Origin of the sequence: Rhodococcus sp. 14-2496-1d (assembly GCF_002259365.1) — a bacterium.
Taxonomy (GTDB): Bacteria; Actinomycetota; Actinomycetes; order Mycobacteriales; family Mycobacteriaceae; genus Rhodococcoides.
Genome location: NZ_NPFV01000026.1, coordinates 1 through 15,818 on the forward strand (window position 1 = coordinate 1; position 15,818 = coordinate 15,818).

The 15,818-nt window shown below is 65.0% G+C and carries 12 protein-coding genes and 1 rRNA gene; 7 read left to right on the plus strand and 6 right to left on the minus strand.

From position 1 onward, the window contains the following. Window positions 1–97: ribosomal RNA gene (gene rrf, locus CH296_RS18750) — 5S ribosomal RNA — on the plus strand; the annotation flags it as partial. 388 nt (window positions 98–485) lie between these two features. Here the strand turns inward: rrf and CH296_RS18755 are convergent. Next, entirely contained in the window at window positions 486–2,075 is a 1,590-nt protein-coding gene (locus tag CH296_RS18755; RefSeq protein ID WP_045199496.1) for an adenylate/guanylate cyclase domain-containing protein, read from the minus strand. A 42-nt stretch (window positions 2,076–2,117) separates the two neighbouring features. On the opposite strand from CH296_RS18755, the gene nucS reads away from it, so the two are divergent. Beyond that, the gene (nucS, locus tag CH296_RS18760) at window positions 2,118–2,789 is read left to right on the plus strand and encodes an endonuclease NucS (RefSeq protein ID WP_032394670.1); all 672 of its coding nucleotides are present in this window, start codon (window positions 2,118–2,120) and stop codon (window positions 2,787–2,789) included. A 41-nt stretch (window positions 2,790–2,830) separates the two neighbouring features. Further along, window positions 2,831–3,148 (plus strand): hypothetical protein, encoded by a 318-nt coding sequence (locus tag CH296_RS18765; RefSeq protein ID WP_045194504.1) that lies wholly within the window; start codon window positions 2,831–2,833, stop codon window positions 3,146–3,148. Window positions 3,149–3,178: 30 nt separating this feature from the next. Here CH296_RS18765 and CH296_RS18770 read toward each other — a convergent pair whose 3' ends face one another. Together CH296_RS18770 and mce are read right to left on the minus strand one after the other, a co-directional pair. Continuing rightward, complete coding sequence (locus tag CH296_RS18770; RefSeq protein WP_032394669.1) at window positions 3,179–4,129, minus strand: hypothetical protein; 951 nt, start codon at window positions 4,127–4,129, stop codon at window positions 3,179–3,181. Between the two features lie 59 nt (window positions 4,130–4,188). After that, complete coding sequence (mce, locus tag CH296_RS18775; RefSeq protein WP_373453929.1) at window positions 4,189–4,671, minus strand: methylmalonyl-CoA epimerase; 483 nt, start codon at window positions 4,669–4,671, stop codon at window positions 4,189–4,191. A gap of 105 nt (window positions 4,672–4,776) precedes the next feature. On the opposite strand from mce, the gene CH296_RS18780 reads away from it, so the two are divergent. From CH296_RS18780 to CH296_RS18790, 3 genes are all read left to right on the plus strand, one after another. Next, a complete protein-coding gene (locus CH296_RS18780) occupies window positions 4,777–5,967 on the plus strand; it encodes an acetyl-CoA C-acetyltransferase (protein WP_032394813.1) in 1,191 nt (396 codons plus the stop codon). A 68-nt stretch (window positions 5,968–6,035) separates the two neighbouring features. Continuing rightward, complete coding sequence (locus tag CH296_RS18785; RefSeq protein ID WP_176459279.1) at window positions 6,036–6,407, plus strand: DUF3817 domain-containing protein; 372 nt, start codon at window positions 6,036–6,038, stop codon at window positions 6,405–6,407. A 114-nt stretch (window positions 6,408–6,521) separates the two neighbouring features. Next, entirely contained in the window at window positions 6,522–7,409 is an 888-nt protein-coding gene (locus tag CH296_RS18790; RefSeq protein ID WP_094685507.1) for a tetratricopeptide repeat protein, read from the plus strand. A gap of 9 nt (window positions 7,410–7,418) precedes the next feature. On the opposite strand, the gene CH296_RS18795 is transcribed toward CH296_RS18790, so the two are convergent. The 3 genes from CH296_RS18795 to CH296_RS18805 are packed head-to-tail and all read right to left on the minus strand — an operon-like array spanning window position 7,419 to window position 13,087. Next, on the minus strand, window positions 7,419–8,867 hold the full coding sequence (locus tag CH296_RS18795; protein WP_094685498.1) for a metallopeptidase: 1,449 nt from the start codon (window positions 8,865–8,867) through the stop codon (window positions 7,419–7,421). Beyond that, on the minus strand, window positions 8,868–11,069 hold the full coding sequence (gene glgB, locus CH296_RS18800; RefSeq protein WP_094685508.1) for a 1,4-alpha-glucan branching protein GlgB: 2,202 nt from the start codon (window positions 11,067–11,069) through the stop codon (window positions 8,868–8,870). It lies immediately after the preceding gene. An 11-nt stretch (window positions 11,070–11,080) separates the two neighbouring features. Then, a complete protein-coding gene (locus CH296_RS18805; protein WP_032394666.1) occupies window positions 11,081–13,087 on the minus strand; it encodes an alpha-1,4-glucan--maltose-1-phosphate maltosyltransferase in 2,007 nt (668 codons plus the stop codon). 205 nt (window positions 13,088–13,292) lie between these two features. Between CH296_RS18805 and glgP the strand changes: the two genes are divergently transcribed. Beyond that, the gene (gene glgP / locus CH296_RS18810) at window positions 13,293–15,815 is read left to right on the plus strand and encodes an alpha-glucan family phosphorylase (RefSeq protein ID WP_094685499.1); all 2,523 of its coding nucleotides are present in this window, start codon (window positions 13,293–13,295) and stop codon (window positions 15,813–15,815) included. Window positions 15,816–15,818: the final 3 nt, after the last annotated feature.

The following is a 15,818-nucleotide window of genomic DNA, read 5'->3' on the forward strand; positions in this document are numbered from 1 at the left end:
GGAAACGCCCGGTCCCATTCCGAACCCGGAAGCTAAGCCCTCCAGCGCCGATGGTACTGCACTCGACAGGGTGTGGGAGAGTAGGACACCGCCGAACACAATTTCCCAGAACACCCCCAGACCACCCGGTCCGGGGGTGTTCTGCATTTCGAAACCACACCACAACAGCCCATATCCCCGCGACAAACGCGCACGCAGTCGTCATACGCGCGCACAACCGCACCCCAACCACCCACCAATCCCCGCACACCCGACGAACGCGCGCGCATTTGCGACGAGCGGGGTCGCGGCCTGAACTCGGGTGCGGGCAGACGACGCGCTGCGGACCGCGAATACGAGCGCAAAGGCGCGCGCAATCGCCAACCGCGCTCACAATCGCACCCCAACCACCCACCAATCCCTGCGCAGCTGACGAACGCGCGCGCATTTGCGAAATGCGGTACCGACGCGACGGGCTGCGGAACTGCAAGGACCGGTAATGCGAGTCAGGCGTGCACGGCAACAGGCTCGTCGGCGGTGACTTTCACATCCTTGGGGTTCGCGAGGACCGTCTCGGCGGATCGACCTCGGAGCGTCACGCGATCGCCGAATTCCCAACGCTGCGCCTCGTCGTCCGAGGCGCCGTCCACGGCGGTCTTCGATGCAAGGATCGCTCCGGGGGAATTTTTCGCCAGCTCGGACAGGCGAGCGGCTTCGTTCACTGGGTCTCCGATGACCGTGTACTCGAATCGGGACTTCGCACCGACGTTGCCGGCGACAGCGCGTCCCGCCGCGACGCCGACCGCGGCGCTGCATTCGGGAACTTCGACCACGAGTCGTCGGGCAATTGCTCGTGCCGCAGCCAGCGCCGAGCCGCAGTGGTCGGGAATTTCGTTGGGGGCTCCGAAGATGGCCAGAGCCGCGTCGCCCTCGAACTTGTTGATGAAGCCGCCGTGCTCGTCCACCTCGTCGACCACCACGGCGAAGAACCGGTTGAGCAGGTCCACGACCTCGGTAGGGGGTCGGGATGCTGCCAGCTCCGTCGATCCCACGAGGTCGATGAAGAACACGGCGATATCGCGTTCCTGTCCGCCGAGCTCGCTCTCGGACTGCAGGGCCTTCTCGGCGACCTCGTGTCCTACGTGTCTTCCGAAGAGGTCTCGAATCTTCTCCCGATCGCGCACTCCGTCGGCCATGCGATTGAACCCACTCTGCAGCTCGCCGAGCTCGGTGCCGTCGTACACCGCAAGGCGGACATCCATGTTGCCCTTCTCCACCTCGGCCATGCCTGCCCGCACATTGTTGATCGGGGACGTCGTCGCGAAACCACCGAGCACGGTCAGCGCAAGGCCGAAAACGATGGTGATTCCTCCGAGGGACAGGATGCAGACCGCGAGCTGTGTCGCTGTCGTTTCGGGGTTGATGAAGCGGAAGATGGCGATGATCATCAATCCGCTGACCGGCACGCCGGTGCCCAACAGCCACGACAGAATCGATCGGCCCATGACTCCGGCAATACGGATTCGACGAGGATCCCCGGCTTCGAGGGCCCGAGCGGCAGCGGGACGAAGCGCAAATTCACTGAGTAGGTAGCTGAACGCGCAGACGACGGTGCCACCTGCCGCGATCGTGAACGCAACCTTGGGAATCGACGCCGCGTCGATGATGCCGTCGATCGTGGTGAGCAGCAGCAAGGCTCCTATCCAGAGCAGAATCTGGATTCGGGTCAGACGCCACGGCATTGCGAGGGTCGCGACCTGCTCCTCGCGGCTGGGTTGACGGTCCTCGATTGCCCACCGCAGGCTTCGCAGAGCGTGCGTGGTGCCCCAGACGGCACCGACGACGAAAGCCACGAACACGTATACCGGGACGACGATGAAATTCACCCACCAGTACTGATCCGTTCGCAGAACGTCCGGTCCGGGCACCACTACGCTGATCAGAACCCCCACGATGACTGCACCGATGAGGTTCGACAGGATCAGAAACACCGTCAGCAACAGCTGGATTCGGATCCGTCGTCGACGCGGCGACTCGGAGGTGTCGCCGAGCAGGCGGGAACCCAGGGGAGCGGCAGATCGTCTCAATTGCGGCATGGTCGTCACAGACTAACGGGGCTCCTGCCTTAAGGTGGTCGAGTGCGTCTAGTTATTGCTCGTTGCCAAGTCGACTACGTCGGCCGCCTCACCGCACATCTCCCGTCCGCTCGTCGCCTGCTTCTCGTCAAGTCCGACGGATCGGTCAGCGTGCATGCGGACGACAGGGCCTACAAGCCGCTGAACTGGATGTCGCCGCCCTGCTGGACGGTAGAAACCACCGAGGGCGAGACGATCAAGTGGGTCGTCACCAACAAGGCCGGCGAAGAACTTCGTATCACCATCGATGACGTCGAACTCGACTCGAGCCACGAGTTGGGCATCGATCCCGGATTGGTGAAAGACGGTGTGGAGGCCCATCTTCAGGAGCTGCTGGCCGAGCATGTCAGTACCTTGGGTGACGGTTACACGCTCGTGCGGCGCGAATACATGACGGCTATCGGACCGGTGGATCTGCTGTGCCGCAACGCTGATGGCGGAACTGTGGCGGTCGAGATCAAGCGACGTGGCGAGATCGACGGCGTCGAGCAGTTGACCCGGTACTTGGAGCTTCTCAACCGTGACCCGCTGCTGGCTCCGGTGAGCGGTGTCTTCGCTGCCCAGGTGATCAAGCCTCAGGCGAAGACGCTCGCCACCGATCGCGGCATTCGTTGTCTCACACTCGACTACGACGTCCTGCGCGGAACCGACAGCACCGAGTTCAGGCTTTTCTGACGACCGTCCGTGTCCGCCGGCGTGTTCTCTACACTGGACGGGTGCCCCGTCGTAATCAGCCCCGCAGAGCGAATCGGAGCGGCCCGAGTGTTCTCGGCCCGCCGACCGATTCCGTGCTGGGCGGCAATCGGGTCGAGGTCGGTCCGGACGGAGACACGTACACGACTCGGATGATCCCCGGTGCCAAGGCGGTCAAGACGTATCGCTGCCCCGGCTGCGATCACGAGGTGCGGCCGGGCGTCGCACACATCGTGGCGTGGCCGTCGGACGATTTCGGCGGTGCCGACAATCGTCGGCATTGGCACACCGGGTGTTGGTCCGGGCGAAACACGCGAGGCCTCACCCGTAGATGGTCGTAGCGGGGGAGGCCAGGCGCAGGATCAGCCGAATCAGGACGAGGAGTCGGCCGATTCCTTCTGTTCCTCGGCCTTCGCGGCCGCTTTCTCTTCTTCCTTCTTCAGGATGGCCGTCGGGTCTGGATTGTCGAGCAGCTCGCTTTCGCGATTGACCGAGGCGAGCATCGCCGGAACCGAATCGAGCTGGCCCCGGATTCCGAGCAGCTGGGCCAGTACGCGGCTGCGCAGCACACGCAGCTCCTCGGCCAGTTCCTTGGAGTGCGCGATCCGCCTTTCGGCCTGTTCACTGGCGGACTGAAGCCGTCGAGCAGCCTCGGTCGTCGCCTCTTCGATGCGTCGGGCGGCATCGGCCTTGCTGGACGCCTCTAGTTCCTCGAGGGCGGTGAGCACCTTGGTTCGGCGCTCGGCCATCGTGATCTCGAAGTCTTCCTGAACCTTGGCGCGCTTGGCCTCGGATTCTGCGGCCAACTTGTCGCGCTCGGCCTGCGCGGCCTCGACCACTCGGGCCGCCTCCGTGCGCGCCTGAGCCATGGTCTGCTCATGTTCGGCTTCGAGTGCCGTTCGGCGCTCTTCGAGTTCGGCCACCAGTGACTCGTGCCGTCCGCGCAGTCGGGCACTCTCCTGCTGCGCAACGGAGATCATTTCCTCGGACTCCGAGTGCGCCTTGGCGCGTACCTCGGATGCCTCGTCCGAGGCCAACCGCAGCATGCGTGAGATTCGATCGCTCATCCCCTCCGCCGTGGTGGGCGGAACCGACAGGCGATCGATGTCCTTGCGCAGTTCGTCGATCTCGTCGCGAGCGTCGTCGAGCTGCTTGGCCAGATCACGAGCCTGCGCTGCGGCCGCATCACGATCTGCAGTCGTCAGCCGTAGTTCGGCGTCGAATCGCTCGAAGTAGTTGGTGACTTCGTCGCGATCGAACCCTTTCCGGACGATGGAAAAGGGAAGTTGCACCGTGGAAGTGCGTTCATGATCGATGGCCATGGCCGTCAATTTACCGGTGAGTCAAGTAGAGGGCCATACGGTTCACTCACCGAGTTCGCTCAGTGCGAATTGTGATCAGGTTCGACGAGTTCGATGAGCACTCCACCGGCGTCCTTGGGATGGACGAAGTTGATCCGAGAATCGGCGGTGCCGCGGCGCGGGGCGTCGTACAGCAACCGAACTCCGCGAGCGCGCAACTCTGTCGAGATCTCTTCGATGTCGGTGACGCGGTAGGCCAACTGCTGCAGTCCCGGGCCGTTGCGGCCGATGAACTTGGCGATGGTGGACGACTCGTCGATCGGTGCCAGCAACTGCAGTGCAGCGGACTTCTCCGTCGCTCCGGGGAAGGAGAGCATCGCCTCGCGGACACCCTGTTCCTCGTTGATCTCCTCGTGCACGGCAATCATGCCGAGGTGGTCTGTGTACCAGGCGATCGCGGCATCGAGATCGGGCACCGCGACACCCACGTGGTCGATAGCCGTCACCAGGTCGGAGCGCAGCGGGGCTCCCGTGTAAGACTGCGTGCTGGAGGTCATGGCCATGACGTTAGCGCCAGCTGCGTTTCGGTGTTCCGCCCGGCCGGTATCGGAAGGGAGCGTCGGAGCGTTGATCTCGACAAGGCCGTCTTCACACTTTCGGAGGAAATCGTGACCACAACAGTCATCGTCGCCGGTGCTCGTACGCCCGTCGGGCGCTTCTCGGGTGCACTCAAGGACTTCTCGGGATCGGACCTCGGCGGTATCGCCATCAAGGGCGCACTCGAGAAGGCCGGTGTTGCTCCGGATCAGGTCGACTACGTCATCATGGGCCAGGTTCTCACCGCCGGTGCGGGCCAGATTCCAGCCCGTCAGGCTGCGGTTGCTGCTGGTATTCCGATGACCGTGCCTGCCCTGACGATCAACAAGGTGTGCCTGTCCGGAGTCGACGCCATCGCATTGGCCGACCAGCTGATTCGTGCCGGTGAATTCGAGATCGTCGTCGCCGGTGGCCAGGAGTCGATGACCCAGGCACCGCACATGCTCGAGAAGTCGCGCGCCGGGTTCAAGTACGGCGATGTCACAATGCGTGACCACCTCGCGTACGACGGTCTGTACGACATCTTCACCGATCAGGCCATGGGTGCGCTGACCGAGCAGCGCAACCAGAGCACCGAGGTCATCACTCGCGAGGAGCAGGACACCTTTGCCGCCGCGTCGCATCAGAAAGCCGCAGCGGCCTGGAAGAACGGCGTCTTCGACGACGAGGTGGTTCCGGTCTCGATCCCGCAGCGCAAGGGTGAGCCGATTCAGTTCACCGCAGACGAAGGCATCCGCGCCGACACCACCGTCGACTCCCTCGGCAAGCTTCGCCCCGCATTCGACAAGGCCGGCACCGTGACCGCCGGATCGGCGTCACAGATTTCCGACGGTGCCGCCGCCGTCGTGGTGATGAGCAAGGAGAAGGCGGAGTCGCTCGGTCTGACCTGGCTCGCCGAGATCGGTGCCCACGGAGTGGTCGCCGGTCCCGACTCCACACTGCAGTCACAGCCGGCTCGCGCGATCGTCAAGGCATGCGAGAAGGACGGCATCGACCCGAAGGATCTCGACGTCGTCGAGATCAACGAGGCGTTCGCAGCGGTCGGAATCGCGTCGACGCGTGAGCTGGGCATCGATCCCGAGATCGTGAACGTCAACGGCGGAGCGATCTCGATCGGGCATCCCCTCGGCATGTCGGGAGCTCGCATCGCCTTGCATCTGGCTCTCGAGCTGCAGCGACGCGGCGGCGGAGTGGGCGCGGCCGCCCTGTGCGGCGGCGGTGGACAGGGCGACGCCCTCATCGTTCGAGTCCCGAAGCAGTAGGCGCGTGGTGGCTCTGGCGCGGGACTGAGACCAGAGCCACTACGTTCCGTCGTAGCAAACCGGGCACAATAGCGGGTATGACCAACTTCTTCGACCTGAGCAGTACAGCCAAACGCTTCCGCTTCGTCGCTGTGCTCGAAGCGTTCACCTGGCTGGGTCTGCTGATCGGAATGGCGTTCAAGTACATCCCTGCCGATGGCAACGAAATCGGCGTGAAGATCTTCGGGCCCATCCACGGCGGCGTGTTCGTCGTGTATCTGGCCGTCGCCGTGTTGACGGCGGTCAAGCTCAAATGGGACATCAAGGCGACCCTGCTGGCGCTCGTCGCGGCGTTCCCCCCGTTCGGCACCGTGATCTTCGAGATCTGGGCCGCGCGCACCGGCCGTCTCGCCGAGTTGAGCACCGGCAGGCCTGCAGCCGATGCCAAGGTTCTGTCCTGACCGACCTGCACCGCCCGCCAGTGGATGACGCATCGCGTTAGTGACAAACTGTAGGGCGTGACTCGACCCGGTTCCCGTCCTCCCGTCCGCCCGTCAGCTGTTGTTCCCGCATCCATCGCCGGTGCCGTCGACCTGTCCGTTCTCAAGGACCGTCCGGCACCTGCACCCGCGGCCGAATCCGCAGGCGACGCGGGAGGACTGGCACCGATCGTGGACGTGACCGCGGCTACGTTCGAGGCCGAGGTTCTGCAACGGTCCACGCAGGTTCCGGTGATCGTCGACCTGGGGTCTGCTCGTTCGCCGCAGTCCCAGGCGTTGACGCGTCAGCTCGGACAGCTGGCAGTCGAGGCCGCGGGAACGTGGGTGCTCGCGCGGGTCGACGTGGACTCCAACCCGCAGATCGCGCAGGCATTCGGCGTTCAGGCCATTCCGACGGTCGTTGCCGTGGCAGCGGGCCAGCCTCTGGCCGACTTCCAGGGCACCCAGTCGGACGAGCAGTTGCGTCAGTGGCTGCAGGCAGTGGAGCAGGCCACGGCCGGCAAGCTCAGTGGCCCGCCCGGAGTCGCGGCTGCCGAACCGGAACCCGATATCGAGGATCCGCGGATCGTCGCAGCCGAAGAGGCCATCGACGAGGGTGATTTCGTGAAGGCAGAAGTTGCCTACCAGGCGATCATCGACGCCGAACCGAAGAACACCGAGGCCGTCGCCGCACTGCGTCAGGTCAAATTCCTTGCGCGTGTGCAGAATCTGGCACCGGACGCGATTGCACTCGCCGACGCCGACGCCGCCAACGTTCAGGCTCGGATCGATGCCGCAGACGCCGAGATGGCCGGTCAACAACCGGAGCAGGCTTTTGCGCGGCTGATCGACGGTATCAAGATCAGCGCCGGCGACGACCGAACTGCGCTGCGCACCCGTCTGCTCGAGCTGTTCGAGTTGTTCGATTCGGCCGATCCGCTGGTGGTTTCTGCGCGACGCAAGCTTGCGTCGGCCCTGTACTGACAGCGGTACTCAGCTGTAGCGTGCGTCGCACCGTTCCTTGCCGCCGAGAACTCCCGAACGGAAGGCATCGACTCGGGAGAAGCCGGACGGCAGGGTCGTACCGTTGACGTCGCTGGCGGCGAGGCCGTCACTGAGCAGTCCGGACACGGCCTCGTCGAGATCGCCGGGGGAGAGCCAGACTTCGAGGTCCGTCGTGCCGCTCTCGAGGCTCATCGCCGAGGTGATCACTCCGGACAGACAGGCCGATCGCAGGGCGGCCTGCGGATCGTCGAGCGACTGGCCTGCTTCCTTCTGCACCGCGAGCGTGTAGCGCGAGGCGAACAGCACGTAGGCGCTGTAGTCGCCGGAAACGTTGAGCGGCAGGATATCTCCGCGTCGGGGTGTCTCGGGCTGTCCGACTTCGGCCAGGTCCTCGACGTCGACACCGATGGTGTTGGTCGACGGGCAGTACGACACCGGCGCGGTGGGCTCGGCGTCGGAGCACCCGGTATCCGAACCGGAATAGTCGATGTTCGGTGGAACGGCGACGGGCAGCACGGTTTCGAAGGACCGAGTGAAGGCTCCGAGGGTGTCCTCGGTGACCGGTAGCTCACCGGAGTCGTCCGGGTCGCTGAACTTCTGCGGCAACGATGCTCGACGCGAATCGATCTCGGCCTCGTCGATACCGGTGCAGATTGCCGCGCCGTCGGTGAAGCCGAGCTGCACTGCGGTGACGCGCTCGAAGGCAGAGCCGTGTACCGATTCCGGATCGTTGGGGTCGACGTCGCGCACGGCGACTGTCGCGGCGAGAACTCCGTTGAGTCCGTCCGAGGTGTTGATGGTGAAGTGCGGTGCATCGTCTTCGGCGACGTGGCGGATGAACGCGCCGGCGAAGCAGTCGGCCTGTTGCTCGGCAACGATGGTCGGGGTGTCGTCGCCGACGAGGCCCGATTGATGCTGAATGGCGTGGCCGTATTCGTGGGCGATCACCATCACCACCGACATCGGTCCGAACGCGTCGACGAGAGCCGGGAGCAGAATGGTGCGATCCCACCCGATCGAGTCGTCGCGAGTGCAGTACGCGGCGTTGGGAATACCGCCGGTGCGGTCTCCGCAGAATCTGATGCCCGATCCCTCGTCCTCGGACGCGTCCCACGAGACGACCTTCGAGACCGGGGTGAACGAGCCCTTGAACAAGTTGGGGTACTGCTCGGCCCAGAACTGCTGGATGTCGTCGATCGCGTTCGTACCGAGAATGTCCGAGTCGGTGCCCTCGGCGTTCTCCACGGTGATCGTCGAATCGGGGACACCGGGACGGGGCCCGCTCGGCCCGTTCGTGACCGGAAGTCCGGCGACGGTGAACGGGTTCTCGTAGATCGATACCGCGTTTCCGCTGACGGTCTGTGCGCACGAGGTCAGCAGGAGCAGCCCTGCAGTGGCGGCCGCGGCCAGAAGTCGGGGTGTGCGGCCGCCACTCATCTATCGCTCCAGTTTTATCCAGATCGCCCCGTTGGCAGGAAGGGCGACCTGGCCTGACGCCGGTCGACCGTGCCACGAGTGCGATGTAGCCGTCACTTCACCCAGGTTGCCCACGCCGGAGCCCCCGTACTCCGTTGCATCGGTGTTGAGGATCTCGATCCAGCGGCCGGGTTCCGGTAGTCCCACACGATAGCTGCCGTGCTCGTTTCCGGAGAAGTTGAAAATACACGCGATGACCGAACCGTCGGATCCGTACCGCAGAAAGCTCAGCACGTTGTTCTCGGTGTCGTTGGCGTCGATCCACGAGTATCCACTCGGCGAGGTGTCGAGCGTCCACAGCGCCGGATGGGTCTTGTACGTCGAGTTCAGATCGGACACAAGGGTTTTCACGCCGTTGTGCAGAGGTTCCTCGTCGATCTGATACCAGTCGAGACCGCGTTCCTCGGACCACTCACGGGTCTGCCCGAACTCCTGTCCCATGAACAGCAGTTGCTTACCGGGGTGCGCCCACATGTAGGCGAGCATTCCGCGCAGCCCTGCTGCCTTGGCGTAGTCGTCTCCGGGCATCCGAGTCCACAAAGTGCCCTTGCCGTGTACCACCTCGTCGTGGCTGATGGGGAGCAGGTAGTTCTCACTCCACGCATAGACCAGGGAGAAGGTGATCTCGTGGTGGTGGTAGCTGCGGTGGATGGGGTCACGCCCGAGGAAGCCGAGGGTGTCGTGCATCCAGCCCATGTTCCACTTCATGTTGAACCCGAGTCCGCCGACGTTCGTCGGGCGGGTGACGCCGGGCCATGCGGTCGACTCCTCTGCCACCGTGACGACACCGCGGTGCTTCTTGTGCACCGTCGCGTTCATCTCCTGCAGGAAGGTCACGGCCTCGAGGTTCTCGCGGCCGCCGTAGATGTTCGGCGACCAGCCGCCCTCGGGACGGGAGTAGTCCAGGTACAGCATCGACGCCACGGCGTCGACGCGCAGTCCGTCGATGTGGAACTCGTCGATCCAGTACAGCGCGTTCGCGACCAGGAAGTTGCGCACCTCGCGCCGCCCGAAGTCGAAGACCAAAGTGCCCCAGTCGAGTTGCTCGCCGCGCTGCGGGTCACCGTGCTCGTAGAGCGGGCCGCCGTCGAACCGAGCCAGGGCCCATTCGTCCTTGGGGAAGTGGGCGGGAACCCAGTCGACGATGACACCGATTCCGGCACTGTGGAGGTGGTCGACGAAGTAGCGGAAATCGTCGGGGCCGCCGAAGCGAGAGGTCGGTGCGTAGTACGAGGTCACCTGATATCCCCAGGACCCGCCGAACGGGTGCTCGGCGACCGGGAGCAGCTCGACGTGGGTGAAGCCGGTTTCGGTGACGTATTCGGCCAACTGCTCGGCGAGTTCGCGGTACCCCAGTCCCGGCCGCCAGGACGCCAGGTGGATCTCGTAGACGCTCATCGGTGCCTGCGTCGGCTCGATGCCGGCCCTCGTATCGAGCCAGGACTCGTCGTTCCAGGTGTACGAGGATGCGGTCACCACCGAGGCCGTCGACGGTGGAACCTCGGTGGCGAAGGCCATCGGGTCGGCCTTGTCCTTGACCGAGCCGTCGGAGCCGTGGACGCGGAACTTGTACAGCGCGCCCGGCGCGATGTCGGGCGCGAAGATCTCCCACACTCCGGTCGAGCCCAGTACGCGCATCGGCCATGTGCGGCCGGTCCAGCCGTCGAAATCGCCGACCAGCGTGACGCCCTGGGCTGCGGGTGCCCAGACCGCGAACGACGTGCCGGTGACGGGGCCGTCGGGTGTCGCGTACGACTGTTGGTGCGCGCCCAGAATGTCCCACAGACGCTCGTGTCTGCCCTCACCGAACAGGTGCAGATCGAGTTCGCCGAGAGTGGGCAGGAAGCGGTATCCGTCGGCGGATTCGGAGACGTGTCCACCGGGCCACGTCACCACGAGGCGGTAGTCGATCAGGTCCTCGAACGGGAGAAGAGCAGAGAAGACTCCGTGCGCGACGTGGGTCAGCTCGTGGTCGACGCCACCGATGCGGGCGACGACCTTCTCGGCGTCGGGCTTGAGGGCCCGGATCGCGGTTCCGCCCGGCACCGGGTGGGCACCGAGGACGGAATGCGGGTTGTAGTGCCGCCCTGCAGCGATGAGTTCGAGATCGTTGTCGGGCGGGGCTGCGACGGTGTCTTCGGGCGTCGTCGGATTCTCGGTCACGTTGAATCCCTTCACTTTCGGTTGCCGCGGTAGGCCAGTTCGATTCGTGCCGGGTACGGGATGTGGGGGAGCGTGAAGATGTGCGCCACCGACGTCCAGGGCTCGAGCCGAACGAAATTGGTGTGGCCCCAGTCGTAGTGAACGCCGCTCACTTCGTCCTTGATCGTGAGGGTGTCCTGCCAGTCGTGACCGAGGGCGGGCATGTCCAGGTGGATCGTGCCTTCCTCGGCTCCGAAGGGATTGAGGTTGATCACCACCAGGATCGAGTCACCGGTCTGCGGGTCGAACTTGGAGTATCCGATCAGCGCCTCGTTGTCGATGGTGTGGAAGTGGATGTTGCGGAGTTGCTGCAGCGCCGGATGCGCACGCCTGATCGCGTTCAGCGTGGTGATCCACGGTTCGAGCGACTCGCCGCGGGCGAGTGCACCCTCGAAGTCGCGCGGACGCAGCTGGTACTTCTCCGAGTCCAGGTACTCCTCGCTGCCCTCTCGCACGGCTTGGTGCTCGAACAGCTCGTAGCCCGAGTAGACGCCCCAGGTGGGAGCCATCGTCGCCGCGAGAGCTGCTCGGAGAGCGAACATTCCGGGCCCGCCGTGCTGCAGGCTCTCGTGCAGGATGTCCGGGGTGTTGACGAACAGGTTCGGCCGCGCGTCGTCGGCGCGTCGAGCGTGTTCCTCGGCGAACTCGGTGAGCTCCCATTTCGCGGTACGCCACGTGAAGTAGGTGTACGACTGCGTGAAACCGCGCTGCGCCAACCCGTACATACGCACCGGGCGGGTGAACGCCTCGGCCAAGAACAGCACGTCCGGGTCGGTCTTCTTCACCTCGGCGATCAACCATTCCCAGAAGTCCGGCGGCTTGGTGTGTGGATTGTCGACTCGGAAGACCTTGACGCCCAGCGAAATCCAGTATCGGACAACGCGGAGCACCTCTTCGTAGATGCCGCGTCGGTCGTTGTCGAAGTTGACCGGGTAGATGTCCTGGTACTTCTTCGGAGGGTTCTCGGCGTAGGCGATGGTGCCGTCCGGAAGGACGGTGAACCACTCGGAATGTGTTGCAGCCCAGGGATGATCGGGAGCAGCCTGGAGAGCGAGATCGAGCGCCACTTCGAGGTTGTGTTCCTGCGCGGCGGCGACGAACGCGCGGAAGTCGTCCTCGGTGCCCAGTTCGGGATGGATGGCGTCGTGCCCGCCGTCCTTCGAGCCGATGGCCCACGGCGACCCGACGTCCTCGGGGCCGGGCGTCAGCGTGTTGTTCGGGCCCTTGCGGTTGATGGTGCCGATCGGGTGGATGGGCGGCAGGTAGACGATGTCGAATCCCATCCGCTCGATGCGGGGCAACTGCTCGATCGACGTCGCGAACGTGCCGTGCCGAGGCGAACCGTCCTCGTTCCACCCACCGGTCGACCGGGGGAAGAACTCGTACCACGCACCGTTGAGCGCGAGATTGCGATCGACCCACACATTGACCGCGCGAGATCGAGTCACCAATTCGCGCAGCGGATGCGCGAACAGCAGTTCGGCGACCGCCGGCGCGAACGCCGAGGACACGCGAGCCGGCAGCGGGCGGTCGGTATCGCGCAGCGCGGCGGCGACATCGGCCAGCATCTGCCTGCTCTCGGCCGGAACTCCGGTGGCGGCCCGCAGGAACAACCGGGCCCCGATCTCGAGATCGTTGGCGAGTTCGTGGGCACTCTGGCCCACTCCGAGCTTGGCTTCGACGGCGTGACGCCAGGTGCTGATCGGATCGCTCCACGCTTCGATGCGGCAGATCCAGTAACCCGGCCGAGAGGGGACGAACACCGCGTCGAACGTGTCGGGTTCGCGGCCCGGTGTCATCGGGATGCGTTCGAGTTTGCCTCCAGGCCCGCGCACCGACAGTGTCGCGGCCACCGCATCGTGACCCTCGCGCCAGACGTCGGCGGAGACTGGAAACGTCTCGCCCACCACCGCTTTCGCGGGGTACTTCCCGGTCGTCGTATCTGGAAGGACATTGTCGATACCAAGTCGACCTGTCACTTCACACTCCATTCTTCGCTAGAGGTATGGCTGCGCGGGCGCAACCTCTGATCGAACCGATATTGGTGTGCTTCTACTCGTCAACCGTAGTGCAGCAATGCAGATGGCGCGTGCGCCGACGCATACTGCCCGCGGTGGGCACTACATCTCGGATTTCGTCCAAGCCGCCCATCGACACAGATGTGCGTGGGTAGGGTTCGACCCTGTGAAAGCTTTGCGTCGATTCACCGTCCGAGCCCACCTTCCCGCCCGCCTGAATGCCCTCGCCGAGCTCTCGACAAACCTCAGGTGGTCGTGGCACCCGTCGACGCAGGATCTGTTCGAGCACATCGATCCACTGTTGTGGACCGAGCTCGAGCGCGATCCGGTGGCCGTATTGGGAGCCGTCGCACCTGCGCGTCTCGAGGAACTCGCGGCCGACGAGCACTTCCTGGCCGAGTTGGACGCCGCCGAGGCCGATCTCCACGACTACCTCGCTCGACGGCTCTGGTACCAGAACGAGCTGGCCGAGGGGCGTGCTCTGCCGTCGGGCATCGGGTATTTCTCGATGGAGTTCGGTGTCACCGAGGTCCTGCCGAACTACTCCGGCGGGCTCGGAATCCTCGCCGGCGACCACCTCAAGGCTGCCTCGGACCTGGGCCTGCCGTTGATCGGTGTCGGGCTGCTCTACCGCTCGGGCTACTTCCGTCAGTCGCTGACGGCCGACGGCTGGCAGGCCGAACGCTATCCGTCCCTCGACCGGCACGGTCTGCCACTGCGGTTGCTCACCGACGACGGCGACTCTCCGGTGCTGATCCACGTCTCGATGCCCGGATCTCGGGTGCTGCGAGCGCGGGTGTGGATCGCCCAGGTGGGACGCGTCCCGCTGCTGCTGCTCGATTCCGATATCGCCGACAACGACCCGGAGCTGCGCGGGGTCACCGACCGGTTGTACGGCGGCGACCAGGATCACCGCATCAAGCAGGAGATACTCGCCGGTATCGGCGGAGTCAGGGCGATCCGGGCCTACACCCGTGCACACGGGCTGCCCGATCCCGAGGTGTTCCACATGAACGAGGGCCACGCCGGATTCCTCGGCGTCGAACGGATACGCGAACTCGTGACCTCGGGAACACTGGACTTCGATGCAGCGCTGGCGGCGGTGCGAGCGGGTACCGTCTTCACCACCCACACCCCGGTCCCCGCCGGAATCGACCGGTTTCCGGCCGATCTGGTGCGGCACTACTTCGCAAGTGCGGACGGCGGCGCGGACTCGGCGCTGCTGCCGGGGTTGCCGATGGATCGAATTCTCGCCCTCGGCGGCGAGGCCGACGCCTCGGTGTTCAACATGGCGCACATGGGACTGCGGCTGGGGCAACGTGCCAACGGGGTGTCGAAGTTGCACGGCATCGTCAGCCGCGAGATGTTCAACGACCTGTGGCCGGGATTCGACGCATCCGAGGTGCCGATCGGATCGGTCACCAACGGCGTTCATGCTCCGACGTGGTCTGCCCGGGAATGGGCGGAGTCGGGACCGATGTCCTCGGACGAGGTGTGGTCCACGCGCAACGCTCTGCGGGCGCAATTGGTGGACGAGGTGCGGCGTCGGGTGCGGCGCTCGGCCCTCGAACGTGGCTCGACCGAGGCCGAGATCAGTTGGACAGCAAACGTTTTCGATCCCAATGTCCTCACCGTCGGATTTGCTCGACGAGTGCCGACGTACAAGCGCCTGACCTTGATGCTCCGCGAACCCGAGCGACTGCGCGCCATGTTGCTCGATCCGGTTCGCCCGGTCCAGTTGGTGGTCGCGGGCAAGTCGCACCCCGCCGACGACGGCGGAAAGGCGCTGATCCAGCAGATCGTCAGATTCGCCGACCAGGCCGACGTACGGCACCGCATCGTGTTCCTGCCCGACTACGACATGTCCATGGCTCGATTCCTGTACTGGGGATGCGACGTGTGGCTGAACAATCCGTTGCGACCGCTCGAAGCCTGCGGTACCTCGGGCATGAAGTCCGCGCTCAACGGCGGCCTGAACCTGTCGATCCGCGACGGGTGGTGGGACGAGATGTACGACGGGGAGAACGGCTGGGCGATCCCCACCGCGGACGGCGTCACCGACGACAATCGGCGGGACGATCTCGAAGCCGCTGCTCTGTACGAACTGCTCGAACAGGCGGTACTACCCAAGTTCTACGACCGCGGTGACGACGGGGTACCGAGTCGCTGGATCGAAATGGTGCGGCACACCCTCGAGCAGCTGGGCCCGAAAGTGCTGGCGTCGAGAATGGTTCAGGACTACACGCTGGGTTACTACGCCCCCGCTGCCGAGTCCGCCCGCGCGGCTTCGGCCGAGAACAACCGCGGTGCCTCGGATGTCGCGTCGTACCGCCGGCGCGTCGAACAGGCGTGGAGCGCAGTCAAAGTCACCCGGGTCGACAGTGACGGTCTGCCGGACACCCCGGTGATCGGCGCGGATCTCTCGCTGCGCGCCGACGTCGATCTCGGCGGACTCGACCCGTCGGACGTCGTGGTGCAGGCGGTCGTGGGACGCGTCGACGAGGAGGAGAACCTCACCGACATCCGCACGACGGCCATGACGCACGTGGGTACCGAGGGTGGTGAGCACATCTACGCGGGCGAGACGCTGCTGCCGCACAGCGGCGCAGTGGGATACACGGTGCGGGTGCTACCTCACCACCACGGTCTCGCCTCGGATGCCGAGCTCGGTCTGGTGGCGACTCCGTAGCCG